This window comes from Phaeodactylibacter sp. (assembly GCF_022763345.1).
Lineage (GTDB): Bacteria > Bacteroidota > Bacteroidia > Chitinophagales > Saprospiraceae > Phaeodactylibacter.
The window spans coordinates 1-17,714 of record NZ_JALEGS010000086.1 but is presented as its reverse complement, the minus strand read 5'-3'; the positions used below and the strand labels follow the sequence as shown (position 1 = coordinate 17,714).

The following is a 17,714-nucleotide window of genomic DNA, read 5'->3' as shown; positions in this document are numbered from 1 at the left end:
CCCGGCTTCTGTATATTGATCAGGAGCCGGGATTTTTTTGAGGAATTCCCCGGGGTAAATATTTTGTTTCAAACAATAATTTTAAATTAGCGAGCCGAATACTATGAGAAAAACGTATGCTGCTCAACGCCCATACCTACTACAGCCTCCGGTATGGCACCCTGCCACCGTCTGCCCTGACTGAACGCGCCGCACAGTTGGGTTATACAGCTATAGCACTCACGGACATCAATAATACCAGCTGCTCATATGAGTTTGTCCGCTGCTGCGAAGAAGCCGGCATCAAACCTGTTTTGGGACTTGAATTCCGTAAAGAAGGGCGCTGCCTGTATATCGGTCTGGCCCGCAACCGGGAGGGGCTACGGGAGCTCAATCAATTCCTGAGTGAAGCGTCGATCGAGGGCCGGCCGCTGCCCGAAGTGGCTCCGTCCATGCAGCATGCTTACATCATTTATCCCCGTTTGGTCAAGCCCATTCAGGCATTCCGGGAGGAAGAATTCCTGGGGGTCCGCCCGGAGCACGTAGCCCGGCTTTTTGGCCACGAACTGCTACAGTATACAAACAAATTGGTGGCCCTCAGCCCGGTCTTTTTTGCAGACAACGAAGGGTTTGAGCTTCACCGCCTGCTGCGGGCTATTGATGAGAATACCCTGCTGAGCAAGCTGACGCCCAAGCAAACGGTCAAAGCCTCTGAGCGCCTGATGCCGCTCGAGCAGCTCCGCGCCTTCTATAAAACACAGCCCTACCTGATTGAGAACGCCGAACACCTGCTCCACTCCTGCGAAGCAGACCTGCGCCCCGGGCTACACCTCAACCGCCAAACCTTTACCGGGAGCAAAGCAGGAGACTATAAGCTGCTCGAGAAGCTGGCTCTGAATGGTTGCGAACGCCGCTACGCCCACCTGGGCACGGGCACTCCGGCCTACCGCAGTACGCTGGAGCGGGTCAGGCGGGAGTTGATGGTCATTGAGCAACAGGACTTTTGCGCTTATTTTCTCATTACCTGGGATATTGTGCGTTACGCTGCTTCAGCTGGATATCACCACGTGGGGAGGGGGAGCGGGGCGAACTCTATCGTAGCCTATTGCCTTCGGATTACTGACGTGGACCCCATGGAACTGGGGCTGTACTTTGAGCGCTTTATCAACCCGCACCGCACCTCGCCTCCGGATTTCGATATCGACTTTTCCTGGGATGAACGGGATGATGTAACGGACTACATTTTTAAGCGCTACGGACGGGACTACACGGCTTTGCTGGCCACTTACTCTACGTTCAAGGGGCGTTCCATTGTACGCGAACTGGGCAAAGTATACGGCCTGCCCAAGGCGGAGATTGACAAAATCGTAGCCGCGCCCTTTGAGCCGGAGGAACATCATGAGCTGGGGGGCAAAATCATCCACTACGGCCGTAAGCTGGAAGGCTTCCCCAACCACCTGTCTATCCATGCCGGGGGCATTGTGATTTCCGAAGAGCCGATTTACTATCAGACCGCACTGCAATTGATGCCAAAAGGGTTCCCAATCACTCATTTTGATATGTACCACGGCGAAGACCTGGGCTTCCATAAGTTTGATGTGCTCAGTCAGCGGGGGCTCGGGCATATCAAGGATGCGGTAGACCTGGTTAAGCAAAACCGGGGGCAGGCGGTGGACATTCATGATATTCCCCGGCTAAAGGCGGATGAGCGGGTGAAGGCACAGCTCCGTTCCGGGGACTGCATGGGCTGTTTTTACATTGAATCGCCAGCCATGCGGGGCCTGCTCAAAAAGCTGCAGTGCGACAACTACGTGCACCTGGTGGCTGCCAGTTCCATCATCCGGCCGGGTGTGGCCAAGTCGGGCATGATGAAGGAGTACATCCGCCGTTTTCACAACCCCAACAGTTTTGAGTACCTGCACCCTGTTTTTGAGGAACAGCTAGGCGAAACCTTTGGCGTGATGGTCTATCAGGAGGATGTCATGAAAATCGTGCACCACTTTGCCGGGCTGGGGCTGGACGAAAGCGATGTGCTGCGCCGCATCATGAGTGGCAAGAAGTCAAAGGGCGATACCTTCGAACGCCTGCAGCGCAAGTACTTCGGGAACTGCCGGGCGAGGGGGCATCCGGAGGGCCTGGCCAAAGAGGTATGGCGGCAGGTAGAAAGCTTTTCCGGGTATTCCTTTTGCAAAGCCCACTCTGCCAGTTTTGCTGTGGAGAGCTTTCAAAGCCTGTACCTGAAAGCCTACTTCCCGCTGGAATTCATCGTAGCGGTGATCAATAATTTCGGAGGCTTCTACCGTTCGGAGTACTACTTTCATGAAGCGCGGCGCTGTGGCGGGCAGGTGCATGCCCCCTGCGTCAACCACAGTCAGCACTTGACTACGCTGGACGGGGAGGATATTTACATTGGTTTCGTGCACCTCCACCAAATGGAGCAGCAGGTAGCCCACCGCATCGTGCATCAGCGGGCGCAGGGCGGTGCCTTCCGCGGCCTGTCTGATTTTCTCAATCGGGTGGAAATTTGTAGGGAGCAGGTCGACTTGCTCATCCGCATCGGTGCCTTCCGTTTTACCGGGCAAACCAAGCAAGAGCTGATGTGGGAACGGGTAGCACTGTTTCAGCCACCGGGCCAGGACCGCCATACCATGAGCCTTTTCCCGCAGGAAGACGAAGAGGTGGAAGCCACTGCCCGTCAGTTCTTGTCCGGGGGCGAAGCAGATGCCCCTGAGCCTTATGCCGATGCAATAGACGAGCTGGAGCTGCTTGGTTTCCCCCTGTGCCCGCCCTTTGACCTGTTGGACAAGCAGGTTTTCACAGATACCATTTCCCAGTCGGTCCGCCTGGGGGAGCTGGAAGGGCGGATTATCCGGATACTGGGGTACTACGTTTGCAAAAAAGATGTACGCACCAGCAAAGGCAAGCTGATGGCTTTTGGATGCTGGATCGGGCAGGATGGGCACTTCTTTGATACGGTCCACTTTCCGCCCACCCTCAAACGATCACCCTTTCGGGGCAAAGGCATTTACAAAATCGAAGGCAGAGTGGTCCTTGAATTTGGCTTTCCCAGCCTGGAGGTAGTACGGATGTCCTTTTTGGGCTGGGGCGATGCTGTAGTGGAGTAAGCGCCTAAACCTTGCACCAAAGGCTGTCTACAAAGTAGCCCTGATCATCAGTGAAGTGCTGTTCAACCTGGAACCCTGCTTCCCGGGCCAGGCTTTCAATTTCCGGCAGGCTGTACTTTTGGCTCAGCTCTACATTGATGGCCTCCCAGGCATCAAAGTGGAAAGACTGGTTGAGGGCTTTGATGAAAACGTGCTGCGCTTTCTTGCTCACCAAAAAGCTGCGCGTGGCTCCGGTTACCGGGTCGTAAGATTCCCAGTGCCGGAAGTCCTGCACGTCGAAGTTGGCATCCAGTTCCCGGTTCATGCGCTCCAGAAGATTGAGGTTGAAGGCGGCGGTGATCCCTGCCGGGTCATTGTAGGCATTAAGGATGACATCAGGGTCTTTCTTCAGGTCAAAGCCAATGAGCAGTTTGTCACCGGGGTTAAGTTCGTTTTGCAGGTGGCGCAGGAAAGCAGCCGCCCTTTCTTGCGGATAGTTGCCGATATTGGCGCCCAGGAAAAGGACGACTTTAGGCGTGGCGTCCGTCTCCTTTACTTCGTGCAGTACTTTGAAGTAATCGCCGGGTAAGGGGTGCACTTTAAGCTTAGGTAGTTCTTCCCGCAGGCGCTGTTCGAGCTCCAGCAATACATTGGGTGAAATATCCACCGGCTGGTACTCGAAGTCGACCGATTGGTCCATGAAATAGCGGAGCAGCACCCTGGTTTTGTACCCGTCGCCGGCCCCCAGCTCCAGCAGATGGAAGTGTTCCATTCCAATCGTATCAAGAATTTGGGCTTTTTGCTGCTCAAAAATATTCAGCTCACAGTTCATCAGGTAGTATTCCGGCATATGCATGATGTCCTGGAATAGCTGATCACCCTGCTCATCGTAAAAATACATGGAGGGCAGCTGCTTAGGTGTTTTCGATAGCCCGTGAAGCACATCTCGGGCGAATGCGGAAAGTTCAGCCGTAGTGATTGCTGTGGAAGCAGTATTAGAAGACATAGGTCCGGTTTTTTGAGGTTTTGGTGTTATTTAGCCAGGCGCAGCCCGGTGAATTGCCAGCGTTCCTGCGGGTAGAAGAAGTTGCGGTAGCTCATTCGGATGTGCGAACGCGGGGTCGCGCAGGAGCCGCCTCGGAGCACCATCTGATTGACCATGAACTTGCCGTTGTACTCGCCCAGTGCGCCTTTGAAGCGTGGGTAGTTGGGGTAGGGGAGGTAGGCACTACCGGTCCACTCCCAGGTATTGCCCAGCATCTGAAAATCCTGGCTGTTGACCGGGGCAGTAGGGTGGAAGCGCTCTGATTCCACAAAGTTAGCCTCCTCGGGAATGCCCTGGCAGAGTAGGCGGCAGGCGGCTTCCCACTCTTGCTCCGTAGGCAGGCGCATACCCTTCCAGTTGGCAAAGGCATCCGCCTCGTAGTAGTTGATATGCGTGAGCGGCGCATTGGGGTCTACCGGTTGCAGCCCCTGCATGGTGTAGTGCCACCAATTGCCCGCTTGTTCATACCAGTAGAGGGGGGCGTGAACTTCCTGTTTCTGTACCCAGCTCCAGCCATCGTCCAGCCAGTACCCGAAGTGCTCGTAGCCGCCATCGGCCATGAAAGCCATGTACTCTCCGTTGGTGATCAGCCGGTTAGCGATGGCGAAGTCGTGCAGGTAGGTTTTATGTGCGCCCTGCTCATTGTCCCAGGAGAACCCTTCTCCCTGATGCCCGATGGTGTAGACGCCTTCCTTCACCTGAGTGAAAGACAGTGGCGCAGGCTCAGGAGAGGTTACGGGTGTACGGTCTGTCTGATAAGGCTCATGCATGGGGTTGTGCCCCAAAATGTACTTGATATCCGTTACGAGCAGTTCCTGGTGCTGTTGTTCGTGTTGCAGGCCGACCTCCAGCAGCAGGGCCAGGTCTTCGGGCAGGCCACCTTGTGCATACTGTTCCAGAAACCGGGCCATATGCTCATCCACATATTCGCGGTAAGCCTTGATGGTTTCCAGAGGCGGTCGGGTCAGGTTGCCGCGCTTATCGCGCAAAATCCGTGGGCCCTGGCTTTGGTAATAGCTGTTGAAGCAATAGTTCAGCGCTTCATTGAACAGTTGGTAACCTTCCATTTGCTCCGCCAGGATGAAGTTCTCAAAAAACCAGGTGGTATGGCCGAGGTGCCACTTGGGCGGGCTGACAAATGGTACGGGTTGAGCCACATAGTCCTCTGTCTGTAGAGGCGCACAAATATGGAGGCTTTGTCGGCGAATAGACTGGTACCGGTCGAGGAGGGTGCCTGCTGAGGCAGGTGTCGCGTGCAAGGTCATAGAATTGTTAAGTTGGGTACGCATTTGTAAATGCGAAAAGCGGCAGTTTGTTTGCAGGTTCTGCCTGCGGATTGGTACGAAAACCGGGATAAATGGTAAATGCCGCAGCACAGACCGGAAAAGAAAAAGGCCCACCACTCCGAAGAGGTGCGAACCTTCTTTCCGTCTCGGGGAAAAATTCAGCTGTAAATTAAGCTTTTACAGCGGTTTCTTCAAGTATTTCGAGGGATGCTTCAATACCACCCTTCAAAAACTGATCCGTAAGTTCGTACTGTGCAGTACCTTTCTTAAGCTTAGCAATAGCAGATGCTTTCAGAATAGCTCCTTTCCAGTCCGTGTCAGTCTTCCACACGCCACCATCAGGGAGGCTGGGCAAGTTATCATAGCTGATGTCGCTTTTCTTTGTCCAGTGGTTAACATAAAAATAGGGCTCGTCGCACAAGTTGTCCGCAGGTGCGAAGCCAATGCCCACCGTTTTCTCCGGATTACTGGTGTCATCGAATTTTACAGTAATCAGGCTGGCGGTATCAAAATGGTGGGGCCAGGTGGCCACCTCACTGGCGTATTCATACATCTTAGCGATTTCGCGGAGCACAAGGCTGGCGTTATGCCGGTATTTGGCAAGCTCTCTGTGGTCCTCAGGGGCTGTCATTAGGAATGGAGCCCCTTTGTCGAGGTCATGTTCTGGCAATTGATAGTGGTCAATAGGCTGTACATCTTCTCCACTCAATCCCATGGCCCTTGCCTGCGTGCGCACAAAACTGAGTGCAGTGCTTTTGGTTTGCCCGGACAGCGGGAAAACGCCCATAGTGTTTTCGTTTTCGTTAATCATGCGCAGCTCGAACTTGTCATAGACAAGTGCCAAACGGACACGTCGCTTCAGGTTGACTTCCTGAGAAGCCAGTGCCCGGATATCCGGCACCCAATTCAGGCTGGATTGGGAGTCATCAGAAGCTTTAGGGATTAGGCTGTTGCCAAAAGCTGCCACGCACTGCGAAGCGTGGTGGAGCTGCTGCATCGCATTCACGAGGTTTTTTGGCGTCTCATTCGTTAGTTTTTTCCAATTGTTAATCAATGCCATATAATTTATTTTTTCTATTATTTTTAACATAGAGAAAGGGCTTTGGGTTTATTTTGTGCACAAAATGAATCAGAATGGTCTGTTTTTTAGCAAATCGATGTGCTTTTAATTGGCAGATATGGGTTTAAAAGCACAAATGGGAGGGTTGGATATGGTGCCACTCAGAAACTCAGGAATATGAAAATCCAATTACTTAAAGGGGATATAACAAAGGTCGAAGCAGAGGCTATTGTTAATGCCGCGAATTCCTCGCTTATGGGAGGAGGAGGGGTGGATGGTGCCATCCACCGGGCAGGCGGCCCGGCTATTCTGGAAGCTTGCAGGGAAATTAGGGCCAGGCAGGGGAAGTGCCCCACGGGAGAAGCGGTCATCACGACAGCAGGGGTATTGCCTGCGAAATATGTCATTCATACAGTCGGGCCGGTATGGCAGGGGGGTGGAAGCGATGAGGCAGCGTATCTCCACCGGTGTTATCAAAACAGCATGGCACTGGCGGAGGCGTATGAATTGACATCCATCGCCTTTCCTAACATCAGTACGGGAGTCTATGGTTATCCGAAGTCAAAAGCAGCGGAAGTTGCCCTGCAAGCCATCAAAGCCTACCGGGATGATTACCCGGAAAGTACCTTGCAGGAAGTTTTGCTGGTGTGCTTCGATGAGGAAAACCATACCTTATATGACCGTTTGCTCAACGCCTGACCTCAGCCTTTTTACTGGGAGGGCCTTCCCGGTGTGTATGGTTGATGCCTGTAACAATATATGTATAGCTATGCCCCTGCTCTGCAGTAGTATCCAAAAATTTGTGCCGTCGCTTACCCGTCCCAAAGCGGGTAAGGTGGAGGATGTGCTCCGGTTGATCTAAGTCAGCCGGCTGATTGTCCTTAAAACGGTACACCACATAATAGTGCGGCCGGTTTTTGCGGTCTCCTTTCCCAAATTTCCATTTGAGCAGCGTTCCGTCCCGCCGGGTTTTGGCCTTTCGGAGCCGGGGGGCAGCGGGTACCGGAGCTTCCTTGTACTGGTGTTCTGGCAGGAGGGCAGGAGTGGCAAAAGCCGCCCGCAGGCTGTCGCGTACACCCAGGTCGCCGTAAAGCGTGGATGCGGCACGGAAGAAAATGCCGCCATTAATATTGGGGTTGCTTCGCCCCAGTTGTATCTGCCGGGGTAATTCATCCGGCAACAGCCACTGTTCCATCCTATCACGTCCTACCTTGTAGGCGGCATAGCCAATGTAAAGCTTGGCTTTTCCTTTGTGCCGGCTCCACCAGCGCTGCAACTCTGCGTGGTCTGCGACTTCAAAGCCAATATGCCAGTAGAGCTGCGGCACCAGGTAGTCGATCCAGCCTTTTTCCGCCCAGTGGAGCGCATCTGCATAGAGGGCATCATAGGCACCGATGCTGGCCTGAGTAGCAGAGCCTCTGGGGTCTTCTGCCTGATTACGCCATACACCAAACGGGCTGACGCCAAACTCTGCCTGTGGGGCGTGCTGTTCGAGCGTGGAGTCGACCATTTCGATCAGCCGGTTGACATTGTAACGCCTCCAGTCTGTAATGGTGTCGAATTGAGTATTGCCATATTGCTCGAAGGCCAGGCTGTCAGGGAATGGCATACCGGCCACCGGGTAGGGGTAAAAGTAGTCGTCAAAGTGGATGCCGTCAATATCGTACCGGCTGGCGATCTCAGCAACTACGGCACTCAGGTGTTGCCTTACCTGCGGCAGCCCCGGATTGAGGTAATAGCGGTTGCCATAAGGCACCACCCAGTCGCGGTGCTGATAGAATACTTGATTGGGCGAGAGTTGGGCTGTGTCCAGGTTCATGCTCACGCGGTAAGGGTTGAGCCATGCGTGGAAGTCCATACCCCGTTTATGTGCTTCCTCTATCATAAACTTTAGGACATCGTACTCCGGGCTGGGCGGCAAGCCCTGCTTCCCGGTCAGATAGGCCGACCATGGGGCATATACAGAAGGGTAAAAAGCATCTGCTGCGGGGCGCACCTGAGCAACAACGGCATTGAATCCAGTCGCCTTGAGCTTGTCCAGCAAATTGCGCCACTCCTCCTGATGGGCGGTGGGCCAGGTAGAGGGAGACTTGGGGTAGTCGAGGTTGAGGACCGTCGCCACCCAGACGCCACGGAATTCGCGCTTCAGGGGGCGGTCTGCCTGCCCGTTCAGTATACTTCCCAGGGCTAGCAGGAACAGTAACAGAGTGGGTTTAAGCCGTTGCTTTAGCGCCGGTTTGGCATTCTTCGAGCAGCCAGTATTTATTGATGACATTTTCGCTGTTTTCTATTTTGTCGCGAAGTTCGTCAATTTCTTTTTCAAAATCTTTGCGGGAGTAGGTCGAGGCGCTGTGCTTGATAAGGACCAGCTTTTTGGCAAAGCGGAGGAAATTGGTGTAGCCACGCTTCTGTTCTACTGTCATCTTGCGGTTGCGAATGACATATATACGGAAGGTTTCAATGAGCGAGAGCAGGGCTTCGGTATCCTGTAGGGCATAGTAGGTGCGCAGGAGGAGGAAGGTGGTGCTCAGGTGGTACTTAACGTCTGTAAACTGTACGAGGAGCAGTGCGGAAAGGGCATCTTCGTATAAACCTTTATTGTAGTACAGGTTGCCAAGATTGTAATTGTAGGCATTCTCCTGCCGGTGAGTGGGCAGCTTTTCCTGATATTCCTGCAGGAAGTTTTCGGTCCAGGTGAATTCCTTGAGCCGGGCGCCAAGAGTTGCAATGTTTTTGTAGTCCCATTCCGAGATCAGGCCCTTGTCCAGCAGGAGGTCCTGTTTGAGGCCCTGCTTGTAAAGCTGGAATAATTCTACCTGATAGTCCCGGTGCCCGGCATTGATCATCCGGATACAATAATTATAAGAGAAGCTGTAGAGGTCACGCCCTTCGATTTCGGAAAAGGACTTCATATTCTCTGCCAGCATGCGCTTCATGTGCTGATAATGCTCGGGGTTATCTTCCTCAAGCATGCTCATAAGGGCCGTGTAATACATGACAATTGAGTATTCCCCCTCGAAGTCCGGCCAGTTAGCCCGCAGGTATGCCAGCAGCTCGTCTAGCATTCGGAAGTTATAAGAGGTATTGAGAATGAGGGAGTTAGCAGTAAGATGGCAGCAGTTTCGAAGCTTCTCTAGGATGTAATAATTGTCGAGCTCGTCCAGCATGTTTTGAAAGGTATTGGTCTCAGCCCGGTCGAAGTAAGTGCCGCTGTAGTAGCCCATAGCGTGGTTGAGCCGGTAGCTGGTGTGGAAATACTCGGAGTCGTGGACCGGGTCCTTCTTCAGCTTTTTCATCAATTGCTTGCCCCGGTTCGTCATGATATCGAACTGATGGTTGTCGAAAGCTTCCTCAAGTGTGAAGATGGCTTCCTGATACCTTTGTTTTTCGGTATATTCAGCTGCCATAAACCGATAGTATAGCTTGTTGAGGTAAGACATCACATTGTACAGCTGCTGTTCATTGAAGTCTTCACCGGGGAAAAGCGCTTTATAGGCGCGTTCTTTGGATAGCCCACTTGGCCGCCCATCGAGTTTTTTGAGAATGAACTCCAACAAGGCGGTAGTCCGGTCGTGTTGATTGAAGTAGGGGGAGCTGACAAATTGACGGAAGCGCTCCCGCTTCTTGGTAGATAGTTCCCGGATGTGCTGTACGAGGCGGCTCTGATACATAGGTTTTAAATTAAAAAATACAGAATTGGTTTTGGGCTTTCGTGGTAAAGTGTTGCTAATCAGTTTTTTGGTAGGTGGCCGTTTGTCTTTTTCGGTCAGAAATATACGAAAATGTACTTATTTTATACATAAAATGATGTCATATTTGTGGCGTACTCACAATGAAACACTATTTTAAATTTAATGCCAGTTCGACGCAAATAAGAACGGCAAAACTGATGGGAAAAGAGCGCAAAGGTATTTCGTTCCCTTTGCTGCCCGGCATCATCACCCCCCCCTTTACTACCCCTTCGACCGCTATGTTCAGTACGCTTCTACCCAAGCTCTTTGGCTACTTTATTGCCATTTTGACTGACAAGCATGTTCCTTTGAAGATTTGGAGCGCGCTTCGGCCGCCCTGTCTATGCCGTTCTTTACCAACGGTACCCAACTGCTGACTACGCCAGGATTAAAGTCAGCGTGTACTTCACAACAGCAGTCCTTAAAAGCTGCTGAAACTGAGTATAAAAGCCAGTAAACCATTATTCATTAAGTCGAACGAAATGTCTCAGGCCCCCGATTCGGGGGCCTTTTTGTTAACACGCATAGACGTTTTCGAAAAAGATCTCAGGAAAAATGAAGTGGAATACAGGCTTAAATGCACGTTTTTTGAGAATGATAGCCTTTGTTTTTGGTTTTATATATCTGTTAATCAAAGGTTTGTGTTTTGTATTGGTTTGTTTTAGAGCACAGTAATATTTAAAAATGTACTTAGCATCCCCCAAAATTTACTTCACCTTTGTAATGTGATCGGGAAGCAACGGCTTTCAATGCGAGATCCAAAACCCTGATAACGACTTATAATCTCATGAACACGACCTGTTTTTTGAGCTAATGACAAATCATAATCTTTTTTTCAGGAGCCTTCTTGCTGATGACAAATCATAATTAAACGACGACACTCAAAAGCATTCGGCTTACTACTAACAAATTATAATCCACAACTTTTTAGTAGCCGAATCACTACAAGCAATTGTAGTTCCACGAATAATGCAATTATAATCTCATGAATTTTTTGAGGGTGCCAATGGGCACCCTCCTTTTGGTATGTAGATAGCCTCTCAAAGCTCTTTTGGAACCGGTCCGTTGTGGCCGGTTTTCTTTTTTGTACTCTATCCTAAATTGCCACATTTCCCCTATTCGTCCCTATATTCGCCTTCCTCAACCGTATAACCAATGAACCACATAATAGCACCCTCGCTTTTGGCGGCCGATTTCACCCGCCTTGCTGATGAAATTCAAATGGTCAATGATAGTCAGGCAGACTGGCTTCACCTCGATGTAATGGACGGCCGGTTTGTGCCCAATATTACTTTCGGGATGCTGCTCATCGACGCGGCGAAGCAACTCTGCACCAAACCCCTCGACGTTCACCTCATGATACTGGAGCCGGAAAAGTACGTGGAGCAGTTCCGTGAAGCCGGGGCAGATACCATCACCGTACACCTCGAAGCTTCCCCACATTTGCACCGTACGCTGCAACAGATCAAGGCAACCGGTGCCAAAGCAGGGGTAGCCATCAACCCGCACACGCCGGCAAGCAGTCTGGAAGACATCATCGAGCTGGCTGACCTGGTCTGTGTCATGTCAGTCAACCCTGGCTTCGGCGGGCAAAAATTCATTTACAACACCATTCCCAAGATCCGGCGGATCAAAGACCTCATCACCGTACGCAACACCGAAACACTTATCGAAGTGGACGGTGGGGTAGGGCTCCACAATGCCGAGAAAATCCTGCAAGCTGGTGCTGATGTACTGGTTGCAGGCAGCAGTGTCTTCAAAGCCAATGACCCCGCGGATACTGTAGCGCGCCTGAAAGACATAGGAGGCGAAATACAGCGGTTCGCCTAAATAAAAAATACCATCTGGCGTTCCCTTTTGAGAAGGCCCGATTTGACGATCCCGCAGGGACCATCCTGCTCCACAACTGTATTATGAAGCATACTCAACTGTCTCTTTTTGCCCTTTTTCTGATGGTTACCCTGCCGCTTGCTGCGCAGGAGGCTAACCTGGCCAAAGTCACGGGCTTGGTCACCGATGCGGTCAGTGACGCCCCGGTAGATCTGGTAACGGTGTATATTGACGGAACGAGCAAAGCGGTGGAAACCAGCACAACCGGCCGTTACAGCATTACCGTACCGGCTAATGAAGACTTTGTCCTGGTTTTCAGCCGTATTGGTTATCAGAAGGTCGAAGCCAAAATTGCCAATATGCCGCCCCGGACGACCCGGCAGGTGGATGTGGAAATGCCGCCCATCAATTCTGATGTGGAAGTCATCGTGCGGGAAAGCAAAATCAAGGATGCGGGCATCATCACCGAAGATGTGGAGCAGCTCAAGCTCCTGCCCACCACCACCGGTAACCTTGAAAGCCTCTTGCCGCACATCGCGCTGGGGGCAAGCGGCGGCACCGGAGGTGAGCTTAGCTCACAGTATAACGTGCGCGGGGGCAACTACGATGAAAACCTGGTCTACATCAATGACTTCGAAGTGTACCGCCCGCAGCTTATCCGCGCCGGGCAGCAGGAGGGCCTGACTTTTGCCAATATCGACCTGATCCGTAGCCTGTCGTTCTCTTCCGGCGGCTTTGAAGCCAAATATGGGGACAAGCTGTCCTCTGTGCTTGATATCAAGTACAAGCGGCCGGATAGCCTCAGGGCTTCCCTGGGGCTGAGTTTCCTGGGCGGCTCTGCGCATGTGGAGGGGAGTATGAATGTGGGTAAGGACAGCTACCGTAAGCTCCGCTACCTCTTCGGCGCTCGCTACAAAACGACCCGTTACCTCCTCGGCTCCCTGGATGTACAGGGCGAATATATCCCCAATTTTACCGACTTTCAGACCTATATTACCTACGACATCAACCGCAACTGGCAGCTCGGCCTGCTGGCCAACTACAACCGCTCAGAGTACAACTTCACGCCTACGGAGCGTAGCACGGCTCTGGGCCTGATCAACTTTGCCCTGGAGCTTTTCAGCGTATTCGATGGGCAGGAGGTCGATGATTTCACCACCTCAATGGGTGGGCTGTCCCTGACCTATCTGCCCGACCGCAGCCGCAACCCCTTCTTCCTGAAATTCCTCGCTTCTTCCTTCCGCAGTGATGAGAATGAGCGATTCGACATCATAGGCCGGTACAGCCTGCGCCAAATTGAGACCGGGCTGGGCAGCGATAACTTCGGGGAGGTGATTGCCGAGCTGGGCACGGGCACGCAGCAACAGTTTGTCCGTAATTTTCTGGACATTCAACTCTACAATTTCCAACACAAAGGGGGCATTGAGCTGCAGCTCGATCCTGACAAAGACGATGTAACGGCCAGCCACTTCGTACAATGGAGCGCCAAGGTGCAAAACGAGCTCATCGATGATCGCATCAACGAGTGGGAACGCCTGGATTCGGCGGGCTATTCCCTGCCCTACGACACTTCGGATGTCCTGTTGTTCAATGTCCTTAAGACCCGAAATGAGCTGGTGAGCACTCGTTTCACCGCCTTTGTGCAAGACACTTATACCTATCGTGACGAAGAGCGCGGTGAGTGGCGTATTTCTGCCGGCGTGCGGGCTTCCTACTGGGATTTGAACCAGGAATTGCTCATCTCGCCCCGTGCCCAGCTGCTGTACAAACCGCTGGCGGGCAAACGCGACATTTCCTATCGCCTGGCGGGCGGCTTGTACTATCAGCCCCCGTTTTACCGGGAAATGCGAGGCTTTGACGGTAGTGTGAACACGGATCTGCAGGCACAAAAGTCCGCACATATTGTCGGGGGCTTCACTTACGATTTCTACTTGGGCAAGCGCAACCCTAAGAAATTCCGCTTCATCACTGAAGCCTATTATAAGAGCCTTTGGGACGTTGTTTCCTATGAGATTGAGAATGTCCGCATCCGGTACTCCGGCCAGAATGATGCCACGGGCTACGTGACAGGCATCGACTTGCGCCTGAATGGCGAATTTGTGCCGGGTGCTGAGTCCTGGATAAATCTTTCCTTCCTGCGCGCGCGTGAAAGCCTAAATGGCGTGCAGCACCTCATCCGCGAAGTCGGGCAGGCAGAAGGGCAGCCGGTAGAGGATGTGCCCCGCCCCACTGATCAGTTTATGAACCTGTCGATGCTCTTCCAGGACTATCTGCCCAACAGCGAGAATTTCCGCATGCACCTCAACCTGACCGTAGGCACCGGCCTGCCTTTTGGCCTGCAGGGCAACAACGAGGTATTCCGCAATACCTACCGCTTTTCGCCCTATCACCGGGTGGATATTGGCTTTAGCCTGCAGCTGTTTGATGAGGAGAGGCGCCGGAAAAATCCCAGCCACTTCCTCAGCTTCACCCGCAACACCTGGCTGAGCCTGGAAGTCTTCAACCTCATGCAGGTCCGAAATCAGGCCGGCAATACCTGGATAAAAACTATCTTTAACCAGCAATACGCTATACCGAATTACCTCACTTCCCGGCGGATCAACCTCCGCTTGCGGATGGAATTCTGATTCGATTATGTCTGAAGAACAACCTAAAAAACGACGTTTACTGTCCCGCTGGGACTGGCTATGGCTCATTATCGTTGCCGCTATTATCCTGTACGTACTGGCAGACCGTCTGGGCATGCCCGTAGTCACCAAAACAGAGCAGGAAGAACTGATTGAGCATCCACATCGGGATTAAACCTAAACCACCGCCACCTATGAAAAAATCATACCTATTGGCCGCACTAAGCACCTTACTCGCACTGGCCGCCTGCCAAACTGAAAATGCACAGGCTGGTGCCGAACAAAATTCCATACAGTCAGCTGCTGAAGCCCATCCCTTCCTGCCGCCGGCAGAGCGTTGGGGGCAGCTTTTTGTCGATGTTCAAATGGCAAAGGTCTTCCCTGATGGCAAAACCTTCGTGGACTGTACGCCTAAGCAGCCTGCGGAGGAGATTCTTGCAGCCTATGAGGCGATGAAAGACGAACCGGAGTTTCAGCTCAAGGCTTTTGTACTGGAGCACTTCGAATTGCCTAAAAATTACGCCTCCGGCTTTACCTCAGACCCTTCCCGCAGCCCGGCAGCGCACATCAATGCCCTTTGGCCGGTGCTGACCCGTGAGCCCGACAACCAAAGCACGATGGGGTCGCTCATACCGCTGCCCAATGCCTATGTAGTACCCGGCGGTCGCTTCGGCGAAATTTACTACTGGGACAGCTACTTCACGATGCTGGGGCTGGAAGTTGCCGGCAAAACCGATATGATCCGCAATATGCTGGACAACTTTGCCTACCTTATTGATACAGTGGGCTTCATTCCCAATGGCAACCGCGATTACTTCCTGACCCGTTCCCAGCCGCCTTTTTTTGCCGCTATGGTTGACCTGCTGGCACAGTCGGAACTGGAGTCCACGGATCAGCAGGCGGTCTACCTGCGTTACCTCCCTCAGCTGGAAAAAGAATATGCTTTCTGGATGAATGGAGAAGAGCAGGCGAGTGCCGAAAATCCGGCCGTAAAGCACGTCGTCCGTTTGCCGGAAGGCGAAATCCTCAACCGCTATTGGGACGAAGGCGATTATCCCCGGGAGGAGATGCACCGCGATGATATCGAAACGGCGGAGAAAGCAGAAGACCGCCCTGCCGAACAAGTTTACCGGGACCTTCGCTCTGCCTGCGAATCCGGCTGGGACTTCAGCAGCCGCTGGTTTGCTGACCCTGAGCGCCTGGAGACCGTTCAGACCACGCAGATCATTCCGGTGGACCTGAATGCGCTGCTTTACAACCTGGAGCTCATCCTGTCCAAAGCCAACGCCCTGAACGGCATGACCGATCGGGCAGCGCTGTACGAGGAAAAAGCAGATCAGCGCCATGCTGCCATCCAAAAGTACCTCTGGGATGAGCAGGAGAGCTTTTATCAGGACTACAATTTTGTTCAGCAAGCCTTCACGGGGCAGCGGTCTCTGGCTGCTGTGTATCCGCTATTTTTTAATATCGCCTCCCCTCAGCAGGCTGCCTACGTAGCTGGTGTGCTGGAGCGGGACTTCCTCAGCGATGGTGGCCTCGTTTCTACCCTGACCCACAACGGGCAGCAATGGGATGCCCCCAACGGCTGGGCTCCCCTGCAGTGGATGAGCATCAAGGGCCTGCGCAACTACGGAGAAGACGAACTGGCGCAGCGCGTACGCGACAACTGGGTCGCCCTGAACGTCAAAGTGTACGAAAATACCGGCAAGATGGTGGAAAAGTACAATGTGGAGGACATGGGGCTGGAAGCCGGCGGTGGCGAGTACCCGGTGCAGGACGGCTTTGGCTGGACCAATGGGGTTTTGCTGCGCCTGCTAAGTGAAACAGAAGGGCAGTAAATTGACAAAAAACAGGAAGCATGTTTCAAATTAAGACCGAAGCCTTTGGCGAATACGAAGCGTACCTGCTTTCGGATACTACCGGAGCTCATCAGCTCAAGCTTGTACCGGCATTTGGTGCCTGTGTGATTGACCTGCAACTGAATGGACAGTCGGTGCTGGACACCTACCAAACACCCCGTGAGATGGGGATCAACCGCTGGGCAAAGAATGTACTGCTTTACCCTTTTCCAAACCGCCTCAAAAACGGGCGGTACGAATGGGACGGGCAGGCCTATGCGTTTCCGGTCAATGATGTGCCCACTGACAACGCGCTGCATGGTTTCGGTACCGAGCAGGAGATGGAAGTGGCGGGCTCAGAAGCTACGGCAGATTATGCGCTGGTCCGTTGCCGGTTTGATTATGACGGGGCATTAGAGTATTATCCTTTCCCCTTCCGTTTTGAAGCTGCTTTCACCCTTCGGTCCGGTGCATTGGAGGTCGAGTTATCTGTAGAGAATACCGGAGCCTCTGCATTGCCCTTCGGCATGGGCTGGCACCCTTACTTCCGGCTTTCTGATGACCTTGCCAATCATCACCTGCACCTTCCTCCCTGTGAGATGATTGGTGTGAATGCGGCAATGATCCCCACGGGCAAACGCTACGAGTACACCACTTTCTCACAGCCCCGCCGCATCGGCAGCGAAGTGCTGGATAACTGCTTCGCCCTGCAGCAGCAGGAAGGGCGCATTGAGATTGTACTTACGCATGCCGATCAGCAGCTCCGTTACTGGCAGGAAGTGGGGGAGAGGGGGTTCCCTTACGTTCAGCTTTTTACGCCTCCACACCGCACCTGCCTGGCTATTGAGCCGATGACTTGCAATATCGATGCTTTCAATAATGGAGAAGGACTGATACGTGTCGAATCAGGGGAGCGCCGCGCTGCGGTATTCGGGGTAGATAAAAAGGTGTAGTGTTGGTTTTTTGTTTTTTATTCTAATTTTTGAAAACATTTTGTATATTTAGGGGCATACGCACACTCTGTATGATTATGCCCTCAAAACCAAAAATCCATCAGCCGGACGACCGCTTTTTCAAGTCGGCCATGAGCGACCCGGAAGTGGTCAAAGCTTATCTCCAGCATTTCTATCCGGAAATTGCCGGTATTGCGGACCTCAGTACGCTTCAGCAGCAGAATACGCAGTCTATGCGCCCCAATTTAAAGCTTTTCAGCG

12 protein-coding genes and 1 pseudogene are annotated in these 17,714 nt (G+C 52.7%); 8 read left to right on the top strand and 5 right to left on the bottom strand.

The features are described from left to right. The first annotated feature begins 116 nt into the window (after positions 1 to 116). Complete coding sequence (dnaE, locus tag MRY86_RS22100) at positions 117 to 3,104, top strand: DNA polymerase III subunit alpha (RefSeq protein WP_293565247.1); 2,988 nt, start codon at positions 117 to 119, stop codon at positions 3,102 to 3,104. Between the two features lie 4 nt (positions 3,105 to 3,108). Here the strand turns inward: dnaE and egtD are convergent, their stop codons facing one another. The 3 genes from egtD to MRY86_RS22085 form a co-directional block, all read right to left on the bottom strand. After that, a complete protein-coding gene (gene egtD / locus MRY86_RS22095; RefSeq protein ID WP_293565249.1) occupies positions 3,109 to 4,089 on the bottom strand; it encodes an L-histidine N(alpha)-methyltransferase in 981 nt (326 codons plus the stop codon). 26 nt (positions 4,090 to 4,115) lie between these two features. After that, positions 4,116 to 5,393 carry an ergothioneine biosynthesis protein EgtB gene (gene egtB / locus MRY86_RS22090; RefSeq protein ID WP_293565251.1) on the bottom strand — a complete coding sequence of 426 codons (1,278 nt, stop codon included), beginning with the start codon at positions 5,391 to 5,393 and terminating at the stop codon, positions 4,116 to 4,118. Between the two features lie 190 nt (positions 5,394 to 5,583). After that, the gene (locus tag MRY86_RS22085) at positions 5,584 to 6,474 is read right to left on the bottom strand and encodes a hypothetical protein (RefSeq protein WP_293565253.1); all 891 of its coding nucleotides are present in this window, start codon (positions 6,472 to 6,474) and stop codon (positions 5,584 to 5,586) included. Between the two features lie 177 nt (positions 6,475 to 6,651). Between MRY86_RS22085 and MRY86_RS22080 the strand changes: the two genes are divergently transcribed. After that, positions 6,652 to 7,173: an O-acetyl-ADP-ribose deacetylase gene (locus MRY86_RS22080; protein WP_293565255.1), complete on the top strand. Its 522-nt coding sequence runs from the start codon at positions 6,652 to 6,654 to the stop codon at positions 7,171 to 7,173. Here the strand turns inward: MRY86_RS22080 and MRY86_RS22075 are convergent. Together MRY86_RS22075 and MRY86_RS22070 are read right to left on the bottom strand one after the other, a co-directional pair. After that, positions 7,163 to 8,749 carry a family 10 glycosylhydrolase gene (locus MRY86_RS22075; protein WP_293571949.1) on the bottom strand — a complete coding sequence of 529 codons (1,587 nt, stop codon included), beginning with the start codon at positions 8,747 to 8,749 and terminating at the stop codon, positions 7,163 to 7,165. The genes MRY86_RS22080 and MRY86_RS22075 overlap by 11 nt on opposite strands. Beyond that, positions 8,688 to 10,145, bottom strand: a complete 1,458-nt coding sequence (locus tag MRY86_RS22070; protein ID WP_293565874.1) for a hypothetical protein — start codon at positions 10,143 to 10,145, stop codon at positions 8,688 to 8,690. The genes MRY86_RS22075 and MRY86_RS22070 overlap by 62 nt, the downstream gene beginning before the upstream one ends. Before the next feature lie 1,215 nt (positions 10,146 to 11,360). On the opposite strand from MRY86_RS22070, the gene rpe reads away from it, so the two are divergent. The 6 genes and pseudogenes from rpe to MRY86_RS22040 all read left to right on the top strand — a co-directional run. Then, the gene (rpe, locus tag MRY86_RS22065; protein WP_293565872.1) at positions 11,361 to 12,035 is read left to right on the top strand and encodes a ribulose-phosphate 3-epimerase; all 675 of its coding nucleotides are present in this window, start codon (positions 11,361 to 11,363) and stop codon (positions 12,033 to 12,035) included. Between the two features lie 83 nt (positions 12,036 to 12,118). After that, positions 12,119 to 14,662 carry a carboxypeptidase-like regulatory domain-containing protein gene (locus MRY86_RS22060; RefSeq protein ID WP_293565870.1) on the top strand — a complete coding sequence of 848 codons (2,544 nt, stop codon included), beginning with the start codon at positions 12,119 to 12,121 and terminating at the stop codon, positions 14,660 to 14,662. Between the two features lie 7 nt (positions 14,663 to 14,669). Beyond that, positions 14,670 to 14,837 carry a hypothetical protein gene (locus MRY86_RS22055; RefSeq protein WP_160213783.1) on the top strand — a complete coding sequence of 56 codons (168 nt, stop codon included), beginning with the start codon at positions 14,670 to 14,672 and terminating at the stop codon, positions 14,835 to 14,837. 19 nt (positions 14,838 to 14,856) lie between these two features. After that, complete coding sequence (treF, locus tag MRY86_RS22050) at positions 14,857 to 16,500, top strand: alpha,alpha-trehalase TreF (protein ID WP_293565864.1); 1,644 nt, start codon at positions 14,857 to 14,859, stop codon at positions 16,498 to 16,500. A gap of 20 nt (positions 16,501 to 16,520) precedes the next feature. Continuing rightward, a complete protein-coding gene (locus MRY86_RS22045; protein WP_293565862.1) occupies positions 16,521 to 17,453 on the top strand; it encodes an aldose 1-epimerase in 933 nt (310 codons plus the stop codon). Positions 17,454 to 17,530: 77 nt separating this feature from the next. After that, a pseudogene (locus MRY86_RS22040) lies at positions 17,531 to 17,714 on the top strand (Rpn family recombination-promoting nuclease/putative transposase); the annotation flags it as partial.

Bases quoted from the DNA above. Each gene is read 5' to 3' on its own strand.
- dnaE (WP_293565247.1), top strand. From the start codon at position 117: ATGCTGCTCAACGCCCATACCTACTACAGCCTCCGGTATGGCACCCTG.
- egtD (WP_293565249.1), bottom strand. From the start codon at position 4,089: ATGTCTTCTAATACTGCTTCCACAGCAATCACTACGGCTGAACTTTCC.
- egtB (WP_293565251.1), bottom strand. From the start codon at position 5,393: ATGACCTTGCACGCGACACCTGCCTCAGCAGGCACCCTCCTCGACCGG.
- MRY86_RS22085 (WP_293565253.1), bottom strand. From the start codon at position 6,474: ATGGCATTGATTAACAATTGGAAAAAACTAACGAATGAGACGCCAAAA.
- MRY86_RS22080 (WP_293565255.1), top strand. From the start codon at position 6,652: ATGAAAATCCAATTACTTAAAGGGGATATAACAAAGGTCGAAGCAGAG.
- MRY86_RS22075 (WP_293571949.1), bottom strand. From the start codon at position 8,749: ATGTCATCAATAAATACTGGCTGCTCGAAGAATGCCAAACCGGCGCTA.
- MRY86_RS22070 (WP_293565874.1), bottom strand. From the start codon at position 10,145: ATGTATCAGAGCCGCCTCGTACAGCACATCCGGGAACTATCTACCAAG.
- rpe (WP_293565872.1), top strand. From the start codon at position 11,361: ATGAACCACATAATAGCACCCTCGCTTTTGGCGGCCGATTTCACCCGC.
- MRY86_RS22060 (WP_293565870.1), top strand. From the start codon at position 12,119: ATGAAGCATACTCAACTGTCTCTTTTTGCCCTTTTTCTGATGGTTACC.
- MRY86_RS22055 (WP_160213783.1), top strand. From the start codon at position 14,670: ATGTCTGAAGAACAACCTAAAAAACGACGTTTACTGTCCCGCTGGGAC.
- treF (WP_293565864.1), top strand. From the start codon at position 14,857: ATGAAAAAATCATACCTATTGGCCGCACTAAGCACCTTACTCGCACTG.
- MRY86_RS22045 (WP_293565862.1), top strand. From the start codon at position 16,521: ATGTTTCAAATTAAGACCGAAGCCTTTGGCGAATACGAAGCGTACCTG.